Here is a 19,316-nt window from a genome sequence, read left to right on the forward strand (position 1 = left end):
AACGCCGTGGCGACCGCCGACATCAGCGTGATACCCCTCGGCTCGGCTGACCCGAGCGCCAGCCGCGTCGTCGCCGAGATCCACCGCCGCCTCCGCCGCCAAACCAAGGTGCGCTCTCGCCTCCACGCGATGGGGACCGAGCTGGAGGGCGAGACAGACGACATCCTCGCGGTGGTCGCGGAGATCCATCGCGTGCCGTTCGAACTCGGCTATCCCCGCGTCTACACCGTGCTCAAGCTCGACGAGCGACGCGATCGGCCCGATCAGACGCTCGATGACAAGGTCGCGAGCGTCGAGCGACTGTTGCGCTAGTTCGACGCCGCCACCTCGACGAGGCAACGACCTTTGCGCGGATCGTCGGGTAGCAGGCGCGCGGTCGCACCATCGCCGGCGACCGCGGCCGCGAGACCGGCCGTCAGAGCGCTGTGCAGCCCACAGACGAGGCGGGGGTGCGCGGCTGCCACGTCGGCGTAAGGACAACGACAGAGGCGCAGACGCACAGCCGGCACGGAGCTCGGTTCTGCGCTGCCCTCGCGCCGTGGTGCGAAACCCAGCGCCGCGAAGGCGCGGGCCAGCGCTTCGGCTGCATCGCCGCCACGCGCCCGAGCACCGAGCCGACCGAGCAGCTCGCGACCAAGATCGCGGCCGACCGCCTCGAGCTCGTCGCAGCCGCGCTCCGCGAGGCACGCCAACCAGCGTGCGAGTTCGCGGTACTCCTCCGCTGTTCCCGGCAGAGCGTGGGCCGCTTCGGCCGAAGCCCGCCACACGTCGCGTGGGCGCCCGCGCGGGCGGTGCTCGCGGTCACGCTCGACCAGTCCGCGGGCCTCGAGTCGCTGCAGGTGTTGGCGCACCCCGTTGGGGTGCATTTCGAGCCGACCCGCCAGCGCCCCGGTGGACAGCGCGGTGCCGCTCGCGACGAGCTCCGCCAGCACCCTTGCCGCCGTGCCCTGTAAGGCCGGCGTGCGACCGCTCGAGCCGCTATCGTCGCCGCCACCAACGCGATGGCGGCGAGGGTTGCCCGAGCCGCGTCGCCGCTCCGGTGCGGGGGCGGTATCTGCCCCTGCCGGGTTTTCACACATAACTTTGTATAAAATAACGGCTGCTGCGTCCGATAGCAGCCGGAAAGCTTCGCGAGCGAAAAGGGGGTGGCCCGTGGCCTACGTAATCGCCGAACCGTGCATCGGAGTCAAGGACTCCTCGTGCGTCGAGGTGTGCCCGGTCGACTGCATCCATCCGACCCCGGAGGAAGCGGCGTTCGAGAGCGTCGACCAGCTCTACATCGACCCAGACGAGTGCATCGACTGCGACGCCTGCGTGGAGGCTTGCCCCGTCGACGCGATCTTCCCCGAGGACCAAGTTCCCGAGGAGTGGACCTCCTACATCGAAAAGAACGCCGCTTACTACAAGCAGGCCGCTTGACCACCCGTACGACCGCGAGAGGAAGCGAACAGTGCGCGATACCGTCGGACGTCTTCTGGACACGTTCGCACGGCGGGCAGCGATCGCCGACGCCGGGCCCCTGCCTCACTTCACTGTCGCGGCGGCCCTCATCACCCTGCTGATCGTGCTCCTTGGGCTCGAGCCGCGCTACGGGGTGCTCGCAGCGGTGATGGTCGTGCACGTCGTCGTCACGCTCGTCGTGCTCGACTTCATCATGCGCATGTTGAGCTCGGGCGACCGCGAGGGCGAAGCGACCCACTAGACCACCTGACGCTCCGCTCCAACGACCCGACACCTCTCGGTTCGGCAGACTGCGGCCGTCAGCGAACGGCCGCTCGACGCAGGAAGGCAGCTACGCGCGCACTCTCCTGCTCCAGGGAGTGTTCGCGCGCGAACGCGAAACGGCGCCGCCGGCGGGCAGGATCGCGCTGCTCGGATGCGAGCGCAGCGAGCACCGTGTCGGCGAAAGCGGCGGGGTAGCGCTCGGTGACGAGGTCGACGGTGTCACCGAACGCTGCGCGGATGCCGCCGACATCACCGGCGACGACGGGCAGCCCGTGGCCGAGCGCCTCCAGCAACGCTTGCGGCACACCCTCGACGCGCGCGGTGTGGAGTACTAGGTCGACTTCGCCGTAGAGCTCGTAGAGGCGGTGCGGCTCGACGTCGCCGAGAAGGGTTACGCGCGCTTCGAGCCCGCGTTCGCGCGCAGCCGTGGCTACCGCATCGCGCAGGCGGCCGTCCCCGGCCCAAAGCAACTCGAACGCGCCCGGTCGGCGACGCTCGAGCTCGGCGAAAACGTCGAGGGCGAGCAGCGGGTCCTTCTCAGGCTCGAGACGGCCCACGCACAGCAACCGCACCAGCTCGCCGCCGCCCGCCCGTGCACCCCGATCCGTCACGGCGGCACGCCGCTCGGCGGCTTCGATCTCGCGGTCGGCGACGAGCGACACGAAGTGAACGAGCGTGTTGTCGGGCCGGCGGCGGTAGAGCTTGGCGATCGCCGGCCCCACCACGGTCATCGGCAGGTCGCGCCAGCGCTCGCGGTAGACGTGGTCGAGGAGAGCGAGCAGGGGCAGGGCGGCGCGCCCCGAAAACCCTTCGGCACGTGCCCGCCAGTAGTCCATGCCCGGCATGCGCGTACCGAGCACCACCTGCGTCTCACCGCGTACGCCGGCGAGAAGCAGCGGCAAAAGGGGGTGCGGGCCGAACAGCCAGGCGACGTCGCTTGCCCGCAAGGCGCGCACCGCCCGCCGGAGCGTGTGCGGCACCACCGCCGCGACGCGCCACGGTTGACGCAGGCTCGGGTAGTGGGGCAGACCTACGAAGGTGACGCTCGGCGGGAGCGGGACCGACACGAAGCGCTCGTCGGGCTCGGGCGCCTCGCGCATCAGCACGACGGCAGCGTCGAAGCGCTCGGCCACAGCGAGCGCGAAGCGTGCGAACTGCACCGAGGTGCCGGCCACGGCGAGCTCGCGCCGGCCGGAGGCGCTCACCTCGCAGGCGACCGCGTCGAACCAAACCGCTAGGCGCACGAGCGGATACTCGCACGCGCAGGTCGCGGGACAGCACGCCGCAGCGCCCCGCGGCCGCGGCCAGCTGGGCTATTCTCGCCGCGCCCTCGGTACCCCGGCCGTGGGCGAGCCATCGGCCGGGAGCTCTTTTTTTCCGAAATTTCCGATCGCCACAGCTATGCCGAGTGAACCGGTCGAGGTAAGCGTCCTGATCCCCTTCCTCAACGAGGAACGCCATCTCCCCCGCACCGCTCCACGGATGCTCGGCCAGCGTTTCGATGGCACGATCGAGTTCCTCTTTGTCGACTCGGGGTCGAGCGACCGCAGCCGCGAGATCGTCGAGCGGCTGGCCGCTAGAGACGAGCGCGTGCGTCTCCTCGACAACCCGGGCCGCACGGTTGCGCGCGCCCTCAACGTCGGCTTGCGCGCCGCTCGCGGGCGCTACGTGGCGAGGATGGACGCCCACACTTTCTACCCGGAGGACTACATCGCCGAAGGTGTGCGCCGCCTCGAGCGGGGCGACGTGGATTGGGTCAGCGGACCGGCGCTCCCGCGCGGCGAAGGCAAGTGGTCGCGCAGGATCGCCCTCGCTTTGCGGACGTGGCTGGGAACGGGCGGTGTCGCCTACCGCATCCCGCCCGAAGCCGCTGAAGAGGTCGAGGTCGACAGCGGTTTCACCGGGTTGTGGCGGCGCAACACGCTCGTCGCGCTGGGCGGCTGGGACAAGGATGCGGTCGTCAACGAAGACGGCGAGCTCGCTTCCCGCTTTCGCGCCCGCGGCATGCGGATCGTGATGTTGCGCTCGATGGCAGCGCACTACGTGCCGCGCGACTCGCTCGGCGCGTTGTGGCGCCAGTACTACCGCTATGGCCAGGGACGTGCGCGCACAGCTTCGCTGCACGGTAACGCCTTGCGCCCCGCCCACGCGCTGCCACCGCTTGTGACGCTCGCACTGCTGGTCGCGGTCGCCGGGCCCCGACCGGTGCGCACGTTGGCGCGCCTCGCCGTAACCGGTTGGGCGGCGGCGCTCGTCGCGACAGCGGCAGCGTCGAGTCGGCATGCCGAGCCGCGAACCGACGCCCTCTGGCTGCCGGCGATCCTCGCGACCATGCACGTAGCTTGGGGACTTGGCTTTCTGCGCGGCTCGCTGCGCCACGGGCCGCCACGCATCGGCACCTGAGAGCGCCGGGGCACCCGCTGCCACGCCGGCGACCGGGCGCCCCGTCTCGGCGATCGGCGTGGGACGGCGTCTCCGCGCCTCGAGGGCCGTCGCTACGAATCCCCGCTCGGCGGTTGCACTGTGTAAACCCGCAGGTAGCGTTGCCAGTCGACGCCGGTTTGGATGTCGAAGTAGTAGGCGTCTTCGGTTGGGCTGTAGCCGATGCCGCCTTGGTGGGTGTTTTGTTGGGCGAATTGGTAGATGGGGTCGGGGTGCCCGAAGGCGGTGTAGGTGTTGCCGCTTTCGAATTGGAGCATTCCCGACCCGTTGCCTTCGCCGTTGGTGTCGCCGATCCACATGCCGTATTTGGCCATCGCTTTGAGGATCGGTTTCTTCCAGGCGGGCACGGGCAGCTGGTCGATCTGTTGGGGTGTCATGTCGAGGTGGATGTAGGCGCCGAGCGGTGCGGATGCTGCGCGCCGCTCGGCTGTGGAGCACGGGGTGCCGGTGCCGGGACCGTGGGCGGGCCAGGTGTAGGTGCCGTTCGAGCAGTCGATCCCGAAAAACAGACCGTGCTCGATCCGGCCCGCGACGAGCTCTTGGGCTCTGATGATCCCGGCCGAGAGGGCGAAGTGGGCGGCGGTCGCGTTCGACCCAAGCCCATCACCGTCGATGCGGGTCATCCCGCCCCAGCGCACACGCAGCGTCCCGCCGCTGCTACCAACCGCACCGGTTTTCTCCACACCCCAAAAGTCGTACTCCCACCCGGTCTGCTGGTCGATCACCGTCATGTGCTTGTCCACACAACAGTCCGGGCGCGCCTGGGCGGGGATCCGCACCTGCACACCCTCGACCTCGCACCGCCCCCACTGCTCGGTGCACGTCACCGTGAACAGCGGGTCCGACGGGCGCGAGAAATAGATCGGGTGGTAGAACTGGGCGCCCAGCTCGTACCGGTAGCCCGCATACAGCGGGATGAACGCCCGCCGCTCACCCATCATCCGATCAACGATCTGCTGCGAATTCGGGAGCGGCACAAGCCGCCCCTCGGCCTCGAGCTGCGCGAAAGTGGTGTTGAACGGCGACCGATCCGAAAACGGCCGCCAACACACCGACGGCCACACACCCACACCAAACGAACCCCAACCAAAAGACCAGGAGGCAGGGTGTGCCTCTGTGCACACCGGTTCGCTGTCCGTGTCCGCCGTGCTGGGCGGCGTGCTCGTCCCGAGCCACCCCGCGGCACTCTCACCGCCCACGCTACCGCGGCTGCTGACGAGGGTCGCTCCGCGCCGCTCGCCCTGGTCGGACGGTGCCGACGTGGAGGAGCGCTCGCGACCGCCAGCCGGCGGCTCGCCGCGCTCGGCTGTCGACCGCTCTCCACCACGCGACGGTTCGTCGTCCGGTCCGGCGCTCGTGTCGTCGCGCGGAGGAGACGGCGGCGAACCGCCGCGCTCGCTCGCTTGCGGCACTGGCTCGCTGCGGCCCGGTTGCCCCGACGGCTTCGGCACAGCACCACCCGAGCGCGGAACTGCAACAGCGACGTCCGTCGCCCCGCGCTCCCTACGCCAGTGATCGACGCGTCGCCACCGCCACCGCTGAGAACGCCTGCCATCGAGGCGCTGCCTGCGCAGGGCTCGTGCTCTACGACCAGAAGGTGCGATGGCCTCGGCCGCCCGGCGCTCGGGACCTGTGTCTTGTAGACGCGGGCGCTCCCCCGGCGAGCTCTCTCCGGCCTTGCCGGCAGATCGGCCGTTGCGGCCGAGCTCTTCGCCGCTTTGTCGCCACGGGTGCAGCGTCAAGAGAACGAGCGCGATGAAGACCAAGCACGCGAACGCTGAATGACCCGGTGCCGCGGCACTACTGCACTTAACCAACCTGACTCGCACAACGGCAACCCCCTCGCTGTGAGTCGCTCGAGAAATCCGAGGGCGGAAATCGCCCCGGCTGCCATGCAGGCGCCGCCCCAGTCCGCTACTCGCTAGCTGACCTTCGCGTCGGCAGCGCGCCCCGACCGTAGAGGCTTGCCAGGAGACGAGTCAACCCTACGCAGCAGCCAGCACACACGCTTGGGGTGCACGAACCGTGCGCCTCGGACGCCCGAAGCGACGATCGCGCTAACGGCTAGCGCCCGCCGATCTCGCGGCTCGCAGTGCTAGTTCGCCGTGCCGAGCAAGCGCCGCAGCACGTACTGGAGGATGCCGCCGTGGCGGTAGTAGAGCCACTCGTTGGGCGTGTCGATGCGGACACGCGTCTCGAACTCGATCGGCTCGCCGCCGTCGTCGGGCGTCGCGCGCACGCGCAGCGTGCGTGCGCCCTCCTCGAGCGGTTCGAGATCGAACCGCTCGCGTCCGCTCAGGCCGAGCGACTCGACCGACTCGCCGGGCATGAATTCGAGCGGCAGGATGCCCATTCCCACAAGGTTCGAGCGGTGGATGCGCTCGAAGGACTGCGCGATCACGAAGCGCACGCCCAACAGGCGCGGGCCCTTCGCCGCCCAGTCGCGTGACGATCCCGAGCCGTACTCGCGCCCAGCGAGCACGCCGAGCGGCACGCCCTCGCGCTCGTAGGCGACCGCAGCTTCGTAGATCGTCGTCTGCTCGCCCTCGGGCAGCTTGATCGTGAAGCCCCCCTCGGTACCGGGCGCGAGCCGGTTGCGCAGCCGCACGTTGGCGAAGGTGCCGCGCACCATCACCTCGTGGTTGCCGCGCCGCGAGCCGTAGGAGTTGAAGTCCCGCGGCTCGACACCGTGCTCGATCAGATAGCGACCGGCTGGGGAGTCGACCTTGATCGCTCCCGCCGGCGAGATGTGGTCGGTGGTCACCGAATCGCCGAGCAGACAGAGGATCCGCGCTCCCTCGATCGGCTCGAAACCGGACGGAGCGTCGGGCTCCATCGCGTCGAAGAAGGGAGCTTGCTTGACGTACGTCGAGTCGGGATCCCAGGCGTAGCGGGCACCACGCGGTATCGGCAGCGCGCGCCACGCCTCGTCGCCCTCGAACACCGCAGAGTATTCGCGGCGGTACATGTCGGACTCGATCGCGCGCTCGATCTCGGCCTGGATCTCGTGCTGCGTCGGCCAGATGTCGCGCAGATAGACGGGCTCGCCGTCGTGGCCAGTGCCGAGCGGCTCCGCGTGGAGGTCGAGGTCCATACGCCCGGCGATCGCGTAGGCCACGCACAGCGGCGGCGACGCCAGGTAGTTCATGCGCACGTCGGGGTGGATGCGCCCCTCGAAGTTGCGGTTGCCCGACAGCACCGAGCAGACGACCAGATCGTGCTCCTGGATCGCCCGCGAGATCGGCTCGGGCAGCGGGCCGGAGTTTCCGATGCAGGTCGTGCAGCCGTAGCCGACGAGAGCGAAGCCGAGCTGCTCGAGGTACGGCGAAAGGCCGGCGCGCTCGAGATAGTCGGTGACCACCTTCGAGCCCGGCGCGAGCGACGTCTTAACCCACGGCTTGCGGGTGAGGCCACGCTCGACGGCTTTCTTCGCGACGAGACCGGCGCCGATCATCACCGACGGGTTCGAGGTGTTCGTGCAGCTCGTGATCGCCGAGATCACGATCGCCCCGTGGTCGAGCTCGAACGACGTGCCGTCGTCGAGCTCCACACGGACGGGGCGCGACGGTCTCTCGCCGACGACGACCGCGTGCTGGTGAGCGGGCGTCGCGTCGGGCGCGCCTCCACGCGCCGCGTCGTGCGCCGGCGGGTCGCTCGCCGGGAAGGTTCCTGTGACCGCGGGATCCACCGGCGGGCCGTCGCCGTCGTCGACCAGCTCCCTCAGCTCGGCGACGAAGTCGCGCGCCACGTCGCTTAGAGCGATGCGGTCTTGCGGGCGCCGCGGCCCCGCCAGCGACGGCTCGACGTCGCCCAGATCGAGCTCGAGCACGTCGGAGTAGACGGCCTCCTCGGCTTCCTCGTCGTGGAACAGCCCCTGCTCCCGACAGTACGCCTCGACGAGCTCGATCAGCTCGCGCGGGCGGCCAGTGAACTCGAGGTAGCGCAGCGTCTCGCGGTCGACTGGGAAGATGCCGCACGTCGCCCCGTACTCGGGCGCCATGTTGCCGATCGTCGCGCGGTCGGCGGGCGGCAGGTTGCGCAAGCCTTCGCCGTAGAACTCGACGAACTTCCCGACGACCCCCTTCTCGCGCAGCATCTGCGTGACGGTCAAGACGAGGTCGGTGGCGGTTGCGCCCTCGGGCAGGCGCCCGGTGAGGCGGAAGCCAACCACCTGCGGCAAGAGCATCGAGATCGGTTGACCGAGCATCGCCGCCTCGGCTTCGATGCCACCAACGCCCCAGCCGAGCACGCCGAGGCCGTTGATCATCGTCGTGTGCGAGTCGGTGCCAACCAGCGTGTCGGGGAACGCACGCCCGTCGCGCTCCTGCACCACCGTCGCCAAATACTCCAGGTTCACCTGGTGGCAGATACCGGTGTTGGGGGGAACGACACGGAAGTTGTCGAACGCCTCTTGCCCCCACCGCAAGAAGGCGTAGCGCTCGCGGTTGCGCTCGAACTCGCGCTCGGCATTGAAGCGGAAGGCGTCGCGGCGGCCGAAAACGTCGACCTGGATCGAGTGGTCGATCACGAGATCGACCGGCACCTGGGGGTTGATCCGCTCTGCGTCGCCGCCGAGACGGTCCATCGCGTCACGCATCGACGCCAGATCGACGATCGCCGGCACCCCCGTGAAGTCCTGCATCAGCACCCGTGCGGGCGTGAAGCGGATCTCCTTCGTCGGCTCGGCCTTGGCGTCCCAGCGCGCGACGGCCTCGATGTCTTCGGCTGTTACAACCGCCCCGTCCTCGTGGCGCAGGAGGTTCTCGAGGAGGATTTTCAGCGAGTAGGGCAGCCGCGCGACGTCGTAACGCGCTTGGAGCGCCTCGAGCCTGAAGATCTCGAGCTCCCGCCCGCCGACGCGCAGCGTGGCGCGGGCACCAAAGCTGTCGGGGTGCTGCATGGTTGGAACACTACTTCCGTTTCGCTCGAGCCTTTACCCTCGCCGCGGTGTCGAGCACCCCGCTCAGCGAATACGTCTGCGCCGCCCATGTCCACTCGACGCACTCCGATGGCACCGGCACCGTCGCCGAGATCGCCGAACAGGCAGCCGAGGCCGGCGTTGACATCGTTCTTTTGACCGACCACGACACGCTGGCGGCGCGCCGTGCAGGCGAGGAGCGCTGGTGGGGAGACGTGTTGGTGGTGGTCGGTTGCGAGATCTCGCCGCGAGGCGGCAACCACTATCTGGCGTTCGGGATCGAGCGTGAGTTCGATCCCCGCGGCATGACAGCCACGGAGATCTGCGCCGAGGTACGCCGCCAGGGCGGCTTCGGCTTCGCAGCGCACCCGGCGTCGCGCGGCGTGCGGGCGCTCGGACCGATCGCCCGGCCGATGCCGTTCCAAGCGCTCGCAGCGGACACCGCCGACGGCGTCGAAGTGTGGAGTTTCGTAACCGACACGGTCGAGCGGCTGCCCGGAGCGCGCACGATCCCGCGTTTTCTGGCGGACCCGGCGCGTTGGCTGGTGGGCCCGCGACCCGAGGTGGTGCGCCGCTGGGACGAGGTCGGGCGGGTGCGTCGTTTCCCGGCGATCGGCGGCATCGACGCCCACCAGGCGGGCGTGAGAGTGGGCGGTCGTGTAGTGCTCAAGCTGATGGCCTATCGCCGCAGCTTCCGCTACCTGCGCACCCACCTCCTCACCGACGGCGCGCTGACCGGCGATCCGGGCGAGGACCGCGCCACAGTGCTCGAGGCGCTCCGCGCCGGCCGGAGCTTCGTAGCGCTCGATGTGTTCGCGCCCGCCAACGGCTTTCGCTTCTGGGCCGAGCGCGAACGCCGGGGCGAAGGCGAGCCGCCCGCCGAGGGAGCCAGCGAGGGAGCCGACGAGCGGTCGGGCAGGCGTCGCGGCGCGGGCAGCGAGCGCGCCGAAATGGGCAGCGAGGTCGCCGGCCGCGGCTGGAGACTGTGCGTCGAGAGCCCGCGCGAGGCCACGCTGCGACTTCTGTGCGACGGCGCCGTGCGCCACGAGCAGCACGGCCGCAGCCTCTTGGCCAGCGCCGACGCTCCTGGCGTGTGGCGTGTGGAAGCGCGCCTCGCCGTCGACGGGCGCGAGCGCACATGGGTGCTGACGAACCCCATCTACCTGCGGGGCTAGGGGCGCGATGCGGGCGCTGATTTTCGATCTCGACGGCACGCTTGTGGACACCGTCTACGCGCACGTGGTGGCGTGGCAGACGGCGCTCGAGGAGGCCGGCATCCCGATCGACGGTTGGCGCATCCATCGCCGCATCGGCATGAGCGGCGGGCTGTTCACGCGCGCGGTGGCGCGCGAGGCGGGACGGCCGCTCACCGCCGCCGAAGCCGAGCAGGTGCGAGCGCGCCACGCCGAGCTGTTTCGCGCGCTCGCTCCCCGCCCCCGGCCGCTGCCCGGCGCGCGCGAGCTGGTGGCGGCCTTGCGTAACGCCGGCGTTCCCTTCGCGATCGCCACCTCGGGCGGCCGCCCCGGCATCGAACCGTCGCTGCGCGCGCTCGGGATCGGCACCGACACGGTCGTCGTAGCCTGCGGCGACGTGTCGCGCGCGAAACCGGAGCCCGACCTCTTCCTCGCCGCCGCGGCAAGGCTGGGTGCGTCGGCGGGCGACTGCTACGCGGTCGGTGACGCGGTCTGGGACGTTCTCGCCGCACGGCGGGCCGGGATGCTCGGCGTGGGGTTACTTTCGGGCGGCTACGGCGAGGACGAGCTGTTGCGCTCGGGCGCGTTCCGTGTGTACCGCGACCCCGCCGAGCTTCTCGCCTCGCTCGACGAACTCGGCATCGAGGTCCACGAGCGGCGGTAAACTGCTGCCACGATCGCTCGACGCGGCGTCAAACGCACCGACGTCCGCGTCGCGCCGGCGCCGCACAAGCGACGAAGAGGAGGAAGGTTGCAGAGCAAGGCCGCTCTCGCTGCCGGCTACGGCAGCCGCGACGGTTCCGAAGCCGCTTTCGACTACGACTGGGTCGTCATCGGCTCGGGCTTCGGCGGCAGCGTCAGCGCTCTGCGCCTAGCCGAAAAGGGCTACCGGGTCTGCGTGCTCGAGGCGGGACGCCGCTTCCACGACCACGACCTCCCCCGCTCGACCTGGGACGTGCGTCGCTACTGGTGGTTCCCGAAACTCGGCTGTCGCGGGATCTTTCGTCTATCGCTGTTCAAGGATGTGACGGTCGTAAGCGGCGCGGGAGTCGGCGGCGGTTCGCTCGGGTACGCCAACACCCTCTACGTGCCGCCGCGGCGGTTCTTCGAAGACCCCCAGTGGCGCGATCTCGCCGACTGGGAGCGTGTGCTCGCACCCCACTACGCCGAGGCGCAACGGATGCTCGGCGTCACCGAGTGGACCGGCGACGACCGCGCCGACCAGCTGCTGCGCGAGTTCGCGCGCGAGATCGGCTGCGAAGACACCTACCGCAAGACGCCGGTGGGCGTGTTTCTCGGACCTGCCGGGGTCACCGTTCCCGACCCCTACTTCGGCGGGTCGGGACCCGCCCGCACGGGCTGCACGCGCTGCGGGCGGTGCATGGTCGGCTGTCCGGTCGGCGCCAAGAACACCTTGGTCAAGAACTACCTGTGGTTCGCCGAGCGACTCGGCGTCGACGTGCGGCCGGAGCGCACCGTCGTCGACATCAGGCCGCTCGGTAGCGGCGACGGCTCCGAAGGCTTCGAGATCGAAAGCGTCCGCTCGGGTGCGTGGCTGCGCAAACAGAGGACGGTCCTGCGCGCCCGCGGCGTGGTGGTCGCGGCGGGCACGCTCGGCACCAACCTGTTGCTGCAACGCTGCCGCCTGAACAGTTCGCTACCGGCGCTGTCGCCGCGGCTCGGCGAGCTCGTGCGCACCAACAGCGAAGCGATCCTCGCCGTTACGGTGCCGGAGAAAGATCCCGAGCTCGTGCGGCGGGTAGCGATCACCTCGAGCATCTACCCCGATCCCGACACCCACATCGAGACCGTCACCTACGGCTCGCGCGGCGGCGCGATGCGCTTCCTTTTCACGCTGCTCGTCGGCGGCGGCGGTCGCATCGTACGGCCGCTGAAACTGCTCGCCGCGATCGCGCGGCGCCCCACCGCCTGGCTCAAGCTGTGGTTGAAACCGGGGTGGTCGGAGCGCACGATCATTCTGCTCGTGATGCAAACGCTCGACAACGCGATCGCGCTGAGGGCGCGGCGCCGGCCGGGCGGCGGCGTGACGCTCGAGACCGAGCAAGATCCGCAGCGGCCGATTCCCTCTTTTATCCCGATCGCCAACAAGGCAGCACGCTGGTTCGAGAAGCGCACCGGCGGCATCGCCCAGAGCTCTACGATGGAGGCTCTCTTCGGCGTGCCGACGACCGCACACATCCTCGGCGGAGCGGTGATCGGCCGCGACCCCGAGCATGGCGTCGTCGACGCTAACCTGCGCGCCTTCGGCTACCGCAACCTGCTCGTCTGCGACGGCTCGACGGTGCCCGCCAATCCCGGCGTCAACCCAAGCCTGACGATCACCGCGCTCGCCGAACACGCGATGAGCGCGATCCCGCCCAAGCACGCCGACACTGGCGACGCACTGGGTGCCAGCAGCATCGAGCAGGCGGCGACAGCTTCGGTGCGGCCCACCGCCGAGGAGTGACCCGTTGCAGCCGAGCGCCGCCGCCGACCGCGACCTGGCCCGCTTCGACCGCGCCTTCGCCACGGTCGACGCGCCGTTCGCTTTCGTCGACCTCGACGCGCTGCGATCGAACGCCCGGCGCATGCTCGCCCTGGCGGGGAGCAAACCGATCCGGATCGCGACGAAATCGGTGCGCTCCCGGCCGCTTTTGGCGCGCCTCCTCGAGCTCGACGAGCGCTTCCGCGGCCTGCTCGCGTTCACGCTGCCGGAGGCCCTGTGGCTAGCCGACCACGGCTTCGACGACATCATCTGCGCCTACCCGACCGCCAACCGCTCGGCACTCCACGCACTCGCTCGCTGCCAGCACGAGCGGCCCCCGATCGTCGTCTGCGACTCGCCCGCACAGCTCGACCTGCTCGCCGAGGCTGCGCGCGGCGGGCGACCGATCCGCGTCTGCATCGAGATCGACCTGTCGCTGCCGCTACTGGGCGGGGCGGTGCGGATAGGTGCGCGCCGTTCGCCGATCCGCAGCGCGGCCGCCGCACGCGCTCTTGCCGAAGAGGTGGTGCGCCGCCCACAGCTCGAACTCGCTGCGGTCATGGCTTACGAAGCGCAGATCGCCGGGGTGCCCGACGTTCCCGCCGGTAAGCGTCTAGCCGCCCCGCTCGTCGCCTGGATCAAACGCCGCTCGCGCGCCTACGTGCGCGAGCTGCGCGCCGAGTGCGTGGCCGCGATCCGCGAGGTCGCGGACGTCGCAATGGTCAACGGCGGCGGCACCGGCAGCCTCGCCAGCAGCGCAAGCGAAGCCGTGGTGACCGAGGTGACCGCCGGCTCGGGCTTCTACGCACCGGCTCTCTTCGACGGTTACCGCGACCTCGCGCTGCGACCGGCGGCCTTTTTCGCGCTGCCGGTGGTGCGCAAACCGGACCGCGCGACCGCGACGCTGCTCGGCGGCGGCTACATAGCCTCCGGTCCCGCCGGGCGCGACCGTCTCCCAGTGGTTTACGCACCGAGCGGCCTGCGGTTCGATCCTCTCGAGGGCGCTAGCGAGGTACAAACTCCGGTGCGCGGTCGCGCGGCGCGCTCGCTGCGGGTCGGCGATCACGTGTACCTGCGACACGCCAAGGCGGGCGAGCTGTGCGAGCGCTTCGCCTCGCTGCTGCTCCTCGACGGCGAGCGCGTGGTCGACGAGGTGCCAACGTACCGCGGCGAGGCCCGCTGCTTTCTGTAACGGTCGCCGCGTCAGCTCGCCCCGGCTGCAGCGTCCCCGCCGCCAGCGGGCGGGCCGAGCACGCGGTCGAGGTAGCCGTTGCGGAACTTGCCGGTCGGATCGAGGCGCGCCCTGACCGCCCGGAAGCGTTCCCATCCGGGGTAGCGCGGCGCGAGCTCGGCGGCGTCGAGCGAGTGCCACTTCCCCCAGTGCGGCCGGCCACCGAGGGGCAGGAAAATCTCGCGCTCGATCTCGGCGAACAGCTCGAGGTACGGCATCGGCGCGTATTGGTGGACCGCGACGTACGCCGTTTCGCGACCGTGCGCCGGTGCCAGCAGCGCGTCTTCGGCCGCTCCCACCCGCACCTCGAGCGGGAAGCACACCGCAAGACGCCGCCGCTCGATCGTCGCGAGCACCCGTTCGACCGCTTCACCGACACTAGCTAGCGGCAGCGCGTACTCCATCTCGTTGAAACGCACCAGCCGCGGGTGGGCGTAGACGCGGTAGGCGAGGTCGTGGTGGCGGGCAGAGCCGAAACCGAGCTCAAGCAGGCGGTTGAGGCGCGGGACTGCGCGCGGCGCGCGGCGCGCGAGCTGGCAGTGCAGGGCGAACACGCCGTTGGCGAGCAACAGATCGGACGCACGCTTGCGCACACGGCTCGCGAAGCGCCCGGCGGGCGGCGGCGTGCGCTCGGATCGCAGCACCAAGCAGCGCCTGCCGTAGGGGAGTACGAAGAGCTCGCAGTGATCGCTCTCGGCCGCGAGCGCCGGGAAACGCGCGATCGCACGGTCGCGCTCCCACGGCTCGTCGACGCGGCGGATGCCGAAGAGCGGCACGCAGCGCAGCGTCACGGCCGTGACCACACCGAGCGCGCCGAGCGCGACCCGCCCGGCGGCGAGCTCGTCGCCGCCAGCGAGCTCGCGCACTTGCCCGCGGCCGTCGACGAGGCGCAGCCGCTCGACCTGTGCCGAAAGGCTGCGGAAGCGGGCGCCGGTGCCGTGCGTGGCGGTAGCTATCGCGCCTGCGACGGTCTGACGGTCGATGTCGCCCTGGTTCTCGAGTGCCAGCCCGTGGGCGGCGAGCGTTCGTGCGAGCTCGCCGATCCTAAGACCGGCTCCGCAGGTGACGAGACCCTCGTCCGCTGCCACGGTGACTTGTCGGAGCGCACCGACATCGAGCGCCACACCATCGGTCGCGGCGATCGCGGTGAACGAGTGTCCGGAGCCGAGCGCCTTGACCCGGCGCGCCTGGCTGACGACAGCGGCGACCGCCCGCTCGTCACGCGCACGCACGACGCCAGCCGGCTGCGCGCTAACGCTTCCCGACCAGTTGCGCCAGCCGCTCGCCGCGCTCGGAAATCCCACCGGCAAGCTCATCGCGCAGTGAACCGCCGCCGGGCTAGGAGGTCGCGGCCTTGGCCGCCGCCAGCTCGGGGGCGTGCTCGCGGAGGTACGCCTCGCAGTCGAGCGCGGCCATGCAGCCGCTGCCGGCCGCGGTCACGGCCTGACGGTAGACCGGGTCGATGAGATCGCCGCACGCGAACACGCCGGGGAGCCCGGTGCGCGTCGAACGCCCCTCGACGAGGACGTAGCCGTGGTCGTCGAGAGCGAGCTGGTCGGCGACGAGTTCCGACCGCGGGCGGTGGCCGATCGCGACGAAGGCGCCATCTACCGCCAGCACCCGCTCCGAGCCGTCGGCGGTGTTGCGCAGAACGGCGCGTTCGAGCTTGGCGTCGCCCTCGAAGCGCTCGACAACGTAGGGCGTCAGGAACTCGATGTTCTCGATCGAGCGGGCGCGGTCGACCATGATCGCCGACGCGCGGAACTCGTTGCGGCGGTGGACGATCGTCACTTTGCTCGCGAACTTGGCGAGAAAGGTGGCGTCCTCCATCGCCGTGTCGCCGCCGCCGACGACGATCGTCTCCTGACCGCGGAAGAACGCCGCGTCGCAAGTCGCGCAGTAGCTGACTCCGCGAGCAGCGAACTCCTCTTCGCCGGGAACACCGAGTTTGCGTGGCTCGGCGCCGGTGGCGACGATCACCGCGCGGGCGCGGATCTCGCGCTCGCCGACGCGCACGACGTGCGGAACAGAGGGGTCGCGCGAGAGCTCGATCGCCGTCGCGTCCTCGCTGATGAAGCGGGTGCCGAAACGCTCGGCTTGGCGGCGAAAATCGCTCATCATCTGCGGCCCTTGCACGCCGTCGGGGTAGCCGGGGTAGTTCTCGACGTCGGTCGTGAGCTGCAGCAATCCACCCCACTGAAAACCTTCGACGCACAGCGGCTCGAGGTCGGCGCGGGCGGTGTAGATCGCGGCGGTGTAGCCAGCGGGCCCGCTGCCGACGATCACGACGTTCTCGAGCTCCTTGATCGCCTTCGCTTCGCTCATCGTGCCTCCGCCGTCGTCACCTTGTCGCTCACCGCACGATACTCGCCATCGTCCTCGCGCTCCCACACCGTGACCGTGCGACGCAGCTGCAGGTAGGCGACGAGCCCCAGCGGAACGGGCAACCAGAAGGCGATCAGCCGATACACGAGCACAGCCGGGAAGACGATCGCCGCCGGTAGGCCGAACATCGCGAAGGCGGCGATCATCCCGGCGTCGACGGGCCCCGCGCCGGCCGCCGGGGAGGGCACCACGTTGGCGAACATGCCGAGGAAGAAGCCCTGCACGAGCACGGACGGCTCGACGCTTCCGCCGTACGCCCGAAAGCAGGCCCACAGCACGGCGATGTTCGCGGCCCAGAAACCGGCGGCACCCCCCAACGCGAGCGCGCCCCGCCGCGGCTCGCGCGCGAACTCGATCGCGGCACGCACGCCCTCTGCGACCGTCGCCGGAACGCTCGCCAAGCGTCGGGCGATGCGTGCGGTACGCGGCCGCGACGCCAGCGCGGCCAAGCGCCGGTCGATGTCCTCGGGTATCAGCGCGACGAGCAAGCACACGGCAACCGCGCCGATTGCAAACAGGGCGGGGATCAGTGTCCCGGCGAGCGGCGCTGCGCCGGCCACGAGGCCGAAGTGCAAAGCGAGCCCGCAAACGATCACAGCGGCGGCGTAGACGCTGTAGGTGACGACGAGAAAGGCGACCATTCGCGCGGCAGCGACTCGCCGTCCGACACCGGCACGGCGCAGCGCCCAGTAGGTGAGAACAAGCCCGCCTGCTCCAGCGGCGGAAAAAAGCCTGGTAGCGGCCAGACCCGCCATCGTGATCTGGTACGAGGCGCGTACTCCGAGCCGGCGACGCAAGCGGCCGTCGGAATCCTCGACGCCGACAAGAACCCCGCGAAAGAGCATCACGTAGGCAGCGAACGCGCCGACGTTGAAGGCTAGGGCGGCGACGAGCCACGGCCAAGTCGCATCGTCGATCCGGTCGAGCGCGTCGTCGAGACCGACGATTCGCGGCAGCAGCACGTACACGGCCGCCAGAGCGCCGAGCAAGGCGAAAAATCCCGTCGCGATCCGCTGCCAGTCGCCGAACAGCGATTGCAGGCGCCCGACGTCGAGCTCCTCGCCGCTCCCGGGAACGCGGGCGTCGGTGCGCTGGACGTCGTCCGGCACCTCGCCGCTGCCGCCGGCGATCATCGTGCAGCGCTCGCCGGCGGCGAGGAAGGGAGCAGCTTCCCGACCGCGGTCGCTGGCACGCGCCCGTTGGATCGCAGGTCGCCGCTCACGGACCGGTCTTCGTCGGGAACGACTTTGCGCGCCAGGCGCCACGCCACCTCGGCGCACAAGGCCCCAGCGACGAGATCGACGACGTAGTGCTCACCGAGATAGACGAGTGCGAAGCCGAGAACGCCCGCGTAGCCCCAACCGATAGCAGCGTGGCCCGGTCCGATCTCGGCCAGTGCCCGCGCTGCCACGACCGACGTTCCGAAGTGCAATGAGGGCATCGCGGCGTAGGGGTTGCCTTCGACCGAATGGTAAAGCGGTTGCCACAGCCTCCCCCACAGGCGCTCGCCGACAGCGGCCATCGTGCGCCGGACGGGCGGCAGCTTGCCGATCCGTGAAGCCCACCACGGCGGCGCGGTGGGCAGCGCCCAGTAGCCCACGAGCCCGAGGTCGAAACACGCCGCGACCCCGACGGCGGTGCGCCGGAAGCGCTCGGGATGACGCCAAAGCGTGTACGCGACCGTCCCGTGCGGCACCACGAACCACGCCCAATGGGCGAACGTCAACAGGTAGTCGTGGGCCCGCAGCCGCTCGCCGCGCGCCAGCGCACGCTGCAGTCGGACGGTCGGCACTTCACCCGCCCCGAACAGACGATCGATGGCAATCGGGTAGTCGACGCGCACGCGGCGCTCGAGAGCTCCGGGCCGGTCATCGGGCATGTCGTAGTGCACGTAGTAGGCCCACATTTGCGCCGCGTAGGTCGCGGCGGCGCGCAACCGACCCGGTGGCAGCAGACGGGCTGTGGTGAGAGGGAGCTGCCAGGCGAGCAGCGAAGTCGCGAGCGGGGGTAGACGCAAGCGTTTACGCGCCGCCGGCGCGATCACGCCGACCGCGAGCGCGGCGCAGCCGGCAGCACGCAACCAGTCTCTTCCCCGCAAGGCGGGCGGCAGTGTAGCCCGCCGGCATCGCCTCGCGGTCGGCTCGCTCGGCAGCCGCTCGCGCTGCCGCGCCGCTCGCCGCGCTCGGGGTCGCTCGCGCTGCCGTTCCCCCCGCGCGCCCACCGGGTCGCTGCCTCCGTGCGCGACCTCCGTGCTCAGGCGCTCGCACTCCCGACCGGCTCGAGCAGTTCTACGGCCACCGGCGCGCACTTGCGGAACCGCTCGGCGTCGTCGCGCGTGCCGACCTCGCCGCCCCAGTGCATGGGCACGGCGACGCGCGGTTGGATTCTGCGCGCCGCCTCCGCCGCCTCCTCCGCTGTCATCACATACCTGCCGCTCACCGGCAGGAGCGCCACATCGCAGCCCGTCACCGCATCCATCTCGGGGATCACGTCGGTGTCGCCCGCGTGGTACAGGCGCCAGCCGCGCCAGCGCAGCTCGAAACCGAGCCATCCCGCTTCGCGCGGGTGGTAGAGCCGGCCAGCGGGATCGCGCTTCGAGGTGTTGTAGGCGGCGATCGCCCGGACCTCGAGGCCGCGCACCGGTTCGTCGAGGAGCGCTTCCCCGGGAGCAAGCGAGCAGACGCGGCCCCGCACCCGCTCCACTACCGCCGCAGGCCCGATCAACCAGGTGTCGGCCTTGGCAAGCTCCTCGATATCGCGCGGCGAGAAGTGGTCATAGTGGCCGTGCGTGACGAGGATCAGATCCGCCTGCGGCGCCGGTCGCGCAACCCGGTAGGGATCGATGTAGATGAAGGCCCGGCCGAGACGCAGCCGAAAGCCGGCGTGGCCTAGCCACTCGACCGGTTCGAGGAGCATGGCGGAAGGGTAGGCTCGGCC

General features: G+C 70.4%; 17 protein-coding genes. 8 read left to right on the forward strand and 9 right to left on the reverse strand.

The genetic code is table 11. The features are described from left to right. Window positions 1–6 precede the first annotated feature (6 nt). The gene (locus tag JDY09_RS06535) at window positions 7–312 is read left to right on the forward strand and encodes an MTH1187 family thiamine-binding protein (protein WP_274716121.1); all 306 of its coding nucleotides are present in this window, start codon (window positions 7–9) and stop codon (window positions 310–312) included. Here the strand turns inward: JDY09_RS06535 and JDY09_RS06540 are convergent. Then, window positions 309–1,079 (reverse strand): helix-turn-helix transcriptional regulator, encoded by a 771-nt coding sequence (locus JDY09_RS06540; RefSeq protein ID WP_274716122.1) that lies wholly within the window; start codon window positions 1,077–1,079, stop codon window positions 309–311. The two genes, JDY09_RS06535 and JDY09_RS06540, sit on opposite strands and share 4 nt — an antisense overlap. Window positions 1,080–1,152: 73 nt before the next feature. Here JDY09_RS06540 and JDY09_RS06545 point away from each other — a divergent pair, with 73 nt between their 5' ends. Together JDY09_RS06545 and JDY09_RS06550 are read left to right on the forward strand one after the other, a co-directional pair. Further along, on the forward strand, window positions 1,153–1,419 hold the full coding sequence (locus tag JDY09_RS06545; RefSeq protein WP_274716123.1) for a 4Fe-4S dicluster domain-containing protein: 267 nt from the start codon (window positions 1,153–1,155) through the stop codon (window positions 1,417–1,419). A 31-nt stretch (window positions 1,420–1,450) separates the two neighbouring features. Then, complete coding sequence (locus tag JDY09_RS06550) at window positions 1,451–1,702, forward strand: hypothetical protein (protein WP_274716124.1); 252 nt, start codon at window positions 1,451–1,453, stop codon at window positions 1,700–1,702. A gap of 58 nt (window positions 1,703–1,760) precedes the next feature. On the opposite strand, the gene JDY09_RS06555 is transcribed toward JDY09_RS06550, so the two are convergent. Then, complete coding sequence (locus JDY09_RS06555) at window positions 1,761–2,969, reverse strand: glycosyltransferase (protein WP_274716125.1); 1,209 nt, start codon at window positions 2,967–2,969, stop codon at window positions 1,761–1,763. 157 nt (window positions 2,970–3,126) lie between these two features. Between JDY09_RS06555 and JDY09_RS06560 the strand changes: the two genes are divergently transcribed. After that, entirely contained in the window at window positions 3,127–4,128 is a 1,002-nt protein-coding gene (locus JDY09_RS06560) for a glycosyltransferase family 2 protein (protein ID WP_274716126.1), read from the forward strand. Window positions 4,129–4,220: 92 nt separating this feature from the next. Here JDY09_RS06560 and JDY09_RS06565 read toward each other — a convergent pair whose 3' ends face one another. Together JDY09_RS06565 and JDY09_RS06570 are read right to left on the reverse strand one after the other, a co-directional pair. Beyond that, window positions 4,221–5,237, reverse strand: a complete 1,017-nt coding sequence (locus JDY09_RS06565) for a hypothetical protein (RefSeq protein ID WP_274716127.1) — start codon at window positions 5,235–5,237, stop codon at window positions 4,221–4,223. Window positions 5,238–6,262: 1,025 nt separating this feature from the next. Next, on the reverse strand, window positions 6,263–9,067 hold the full coding sequence (locus JDY09_RS06570; protein WP_274716128.1) for an aconitate hydratase: 2,805 nt from the start codon (window positions 9,065–9,067) through the stop codon (window positions 6,263–6,265). A gap of 47 nt (window positions 9,068–9,114) precedes the next feature. Here JDY09_RS06570 and JDY09_RS06575 point away from each other — a divergent pair, with 47 nt between their 5' ends. The 4 genes from JDY09_RS06575 (at window position 9,115) to JDY09_RS06590 (ending at window position 13,955) form a co-directional block, all read left to right on the forward strand. Continuing rightward, the gene (locus JDY09_RS06575; RefSeq protein ID WP_274716129.1) at window positions 9,115–10,260 is read left to right on the forward strand and encodes a PHP domain-containing protein; all 1,146 of its coding nucleotides are present in this window, start codon (window positions 9,115–9,117) and stop codon (window positions 10,258–10,260) included. Window positions 10,261–10,267: 7 nt separating this feature from the next. Next, window positions 10,268–10,942 carry an HAD family hydrolase gene (locus tag JDY09_RS06580; protein WP_274716130.1) on the forward strand — a complete coding sequence of 225 codons (675 nt, stop codon included), beginning with the start codon at window positions 10,268–10,270 and terminating at the stop codon, window positions 10,940–10,942. Between the two features lie 87 nt (window positions 10,943–11,029). After that, window positions 11,030–12,745 carry a GMC oxidoreductase gene (locus JDY09_RS06585; RefSeq protein ID WP_274716131.1) on the forward strand — a complete coding sequence of 572 codons (1,716 nt, stop codon included), beginning with the start codon at window positions 11,030–11,032 and terminating at the stop codon, window positions 12,743–12,745. 4 nt (window positions 12,746–12,749) lie between these two features. Further along, window positions 12,750–13,955 (forward strand): alanine racemase, encoded by a 1,206-nt coding sequence (locus tag JDY09_RS06590; protein WP_274716132.1) that lies wholly within the window; start codon window positions 12,750–12,752, stop codon window positions 13,953–13,955. 11 nt (window positions 13,956–13,966) lie between these two features. Here JDY09_RS06590 and JDY09_RS06595 read toward each other — a convergent pair whose 3' ends face one another. The 5 genes from JDY09_RS06595 to JDY09_RS06615 all read right to left on the reverse strand — a co-directional run bounded on the left by JDY09_RS06595 (window position 13,967) and on the right by JDY09_RS06615 (window position 19,295). Then, window positions 13,967–15,310, reverse strand: a complete 1,344-nt coding sequence (locus tag JDY09_RS06595; protein WP_274716133.1) for a D-arabinono-1,4-lactone oxidase — start codon at window positions 15,308–15,310, stop codon at window positions 13,967–13,969. Between the two features lie 22 nt (window positions 15,311–15,332). Continuing rightward, entirely contained in the window at window positions 15,333–16,319 is a 987-nt protein-coding gene (gene trxB / locus JDY09_RS06600) for a thioredoxin-disulfide reductase (RefSeq protein WP_274716134.1), read from the reverse strand. Continuing rightward, window positions 16,316–17,512, reverse strand: coding sequence for a lysylphosphatidylglycerol synthase transmembrane domain-containing protein (locus JDY09_RS06605; RefSeq protein WP_274716135.1), 1,197 nt, complete (start codon window positions 17,510–17,512; stop codon window positions 16,316–16,318). Before JDY09_RS06605 ends, trxB begins: the two co-directional genes overlap by 4 nt. Then, window positions 17,509–18,477: a phosphatase PAP2 family protein gene (locus tag JDY09_RS06610; protein WP_274716136.1), complete on the reverse strand. Its 969-nt coding sequence runs from the start codon at window positions 18,475–18,477 to the stop codon at window positions 17,509–17,511. The genes JDY09_RS06605 and JDY09_RS06610 overlap by 4 nt, the downstream gene beginning before the upstream one ends. 155 nt (window positions 18,478–18,632) lie before the next feature. After that, window positions 18,633–19,295: an MBL fold metallo-hydrolase gene (locus JDY09_RS06615; protein ID WP_274716137.1), complete on the reverse strand. Its 663-nt coding sequence runs from the start codon at window positions 19,293–19,295 to the stop codon at window positions 18,633–18,635. Between the last annotated feature and the right edge of the window lie 21 nt (window positions 19,296–19,316).

It is taken from the genome of Thermoleophilum album, from assembly GCF_028867705.1.
Lineage (GTDB): Bacteria > Actinomycetota > Thermoleophilia > Solirubrobacterales > Thermoleophilaceae > Thermoleophilum.

Excerpts from the sequence above, each read along its gene's own strand:
- JDY09_RS06605 (WP_274716135.1), bottom strand. The coding sequence starts at position 17,512 with ATGATCGCCGGCGGCAGCGGCGAGGTGCCGGACGACGTCCAGCGCACC.
- JDY09_RS06580 (WP_274716130.1), top strand. The coding sequence starts at position 10,268 with ATGCGGGCGCTGATTTTCGATCTCGACGGCACGCTTGTGGACACCGTC.
- JDY09_RS06540 (WP_274716122.1), bottom strand. The coding sequence starts at position 1,079 with ATGTGTGAAAACCCGGCAGGGGCAGATACCGCCCCCGCACCGGAGCGG.
- JDY09_RS06560 (WP_274716126.1), top strand. The coding sequence starts at position 3,127 with ATGCCGAGTGAACCGGTCGAGGTAAGCGTCCTGATCCCCTTCCTCAAC.
- JDY09_RS06570 (WP_274716128.1), bottom strand. The coding sequence starts at position 9,067 with ATGCAGCACCCCGACAGCTTTGGTGCCCGCGCCACGCTGCGCGTCGGC.
- JDY09_RS06595 (WP_274716133.1), bottom strand. The coding sequence starts at position 15,310 with ATGAGCTTGCCGGTGGGATTTCCGAGCGCGGCGAGCGGCTGGCGCAAC.
- trxB (WP_274716134.1), bottom strand. The coding sequence starts at position 16,319 with ATGAGCGAAGCGAAGGCGATCAAGGAGCTCGAGAACGTCGTGATCGTC.
- JDY09_RS06615 (WP_274716137.1), bottom strand. The coding sequence starts at position 19,295 with ATGCTCCTCGAACCGGTCGAGTGGCTAGGCCACGCCGGCTTTCGGCTG.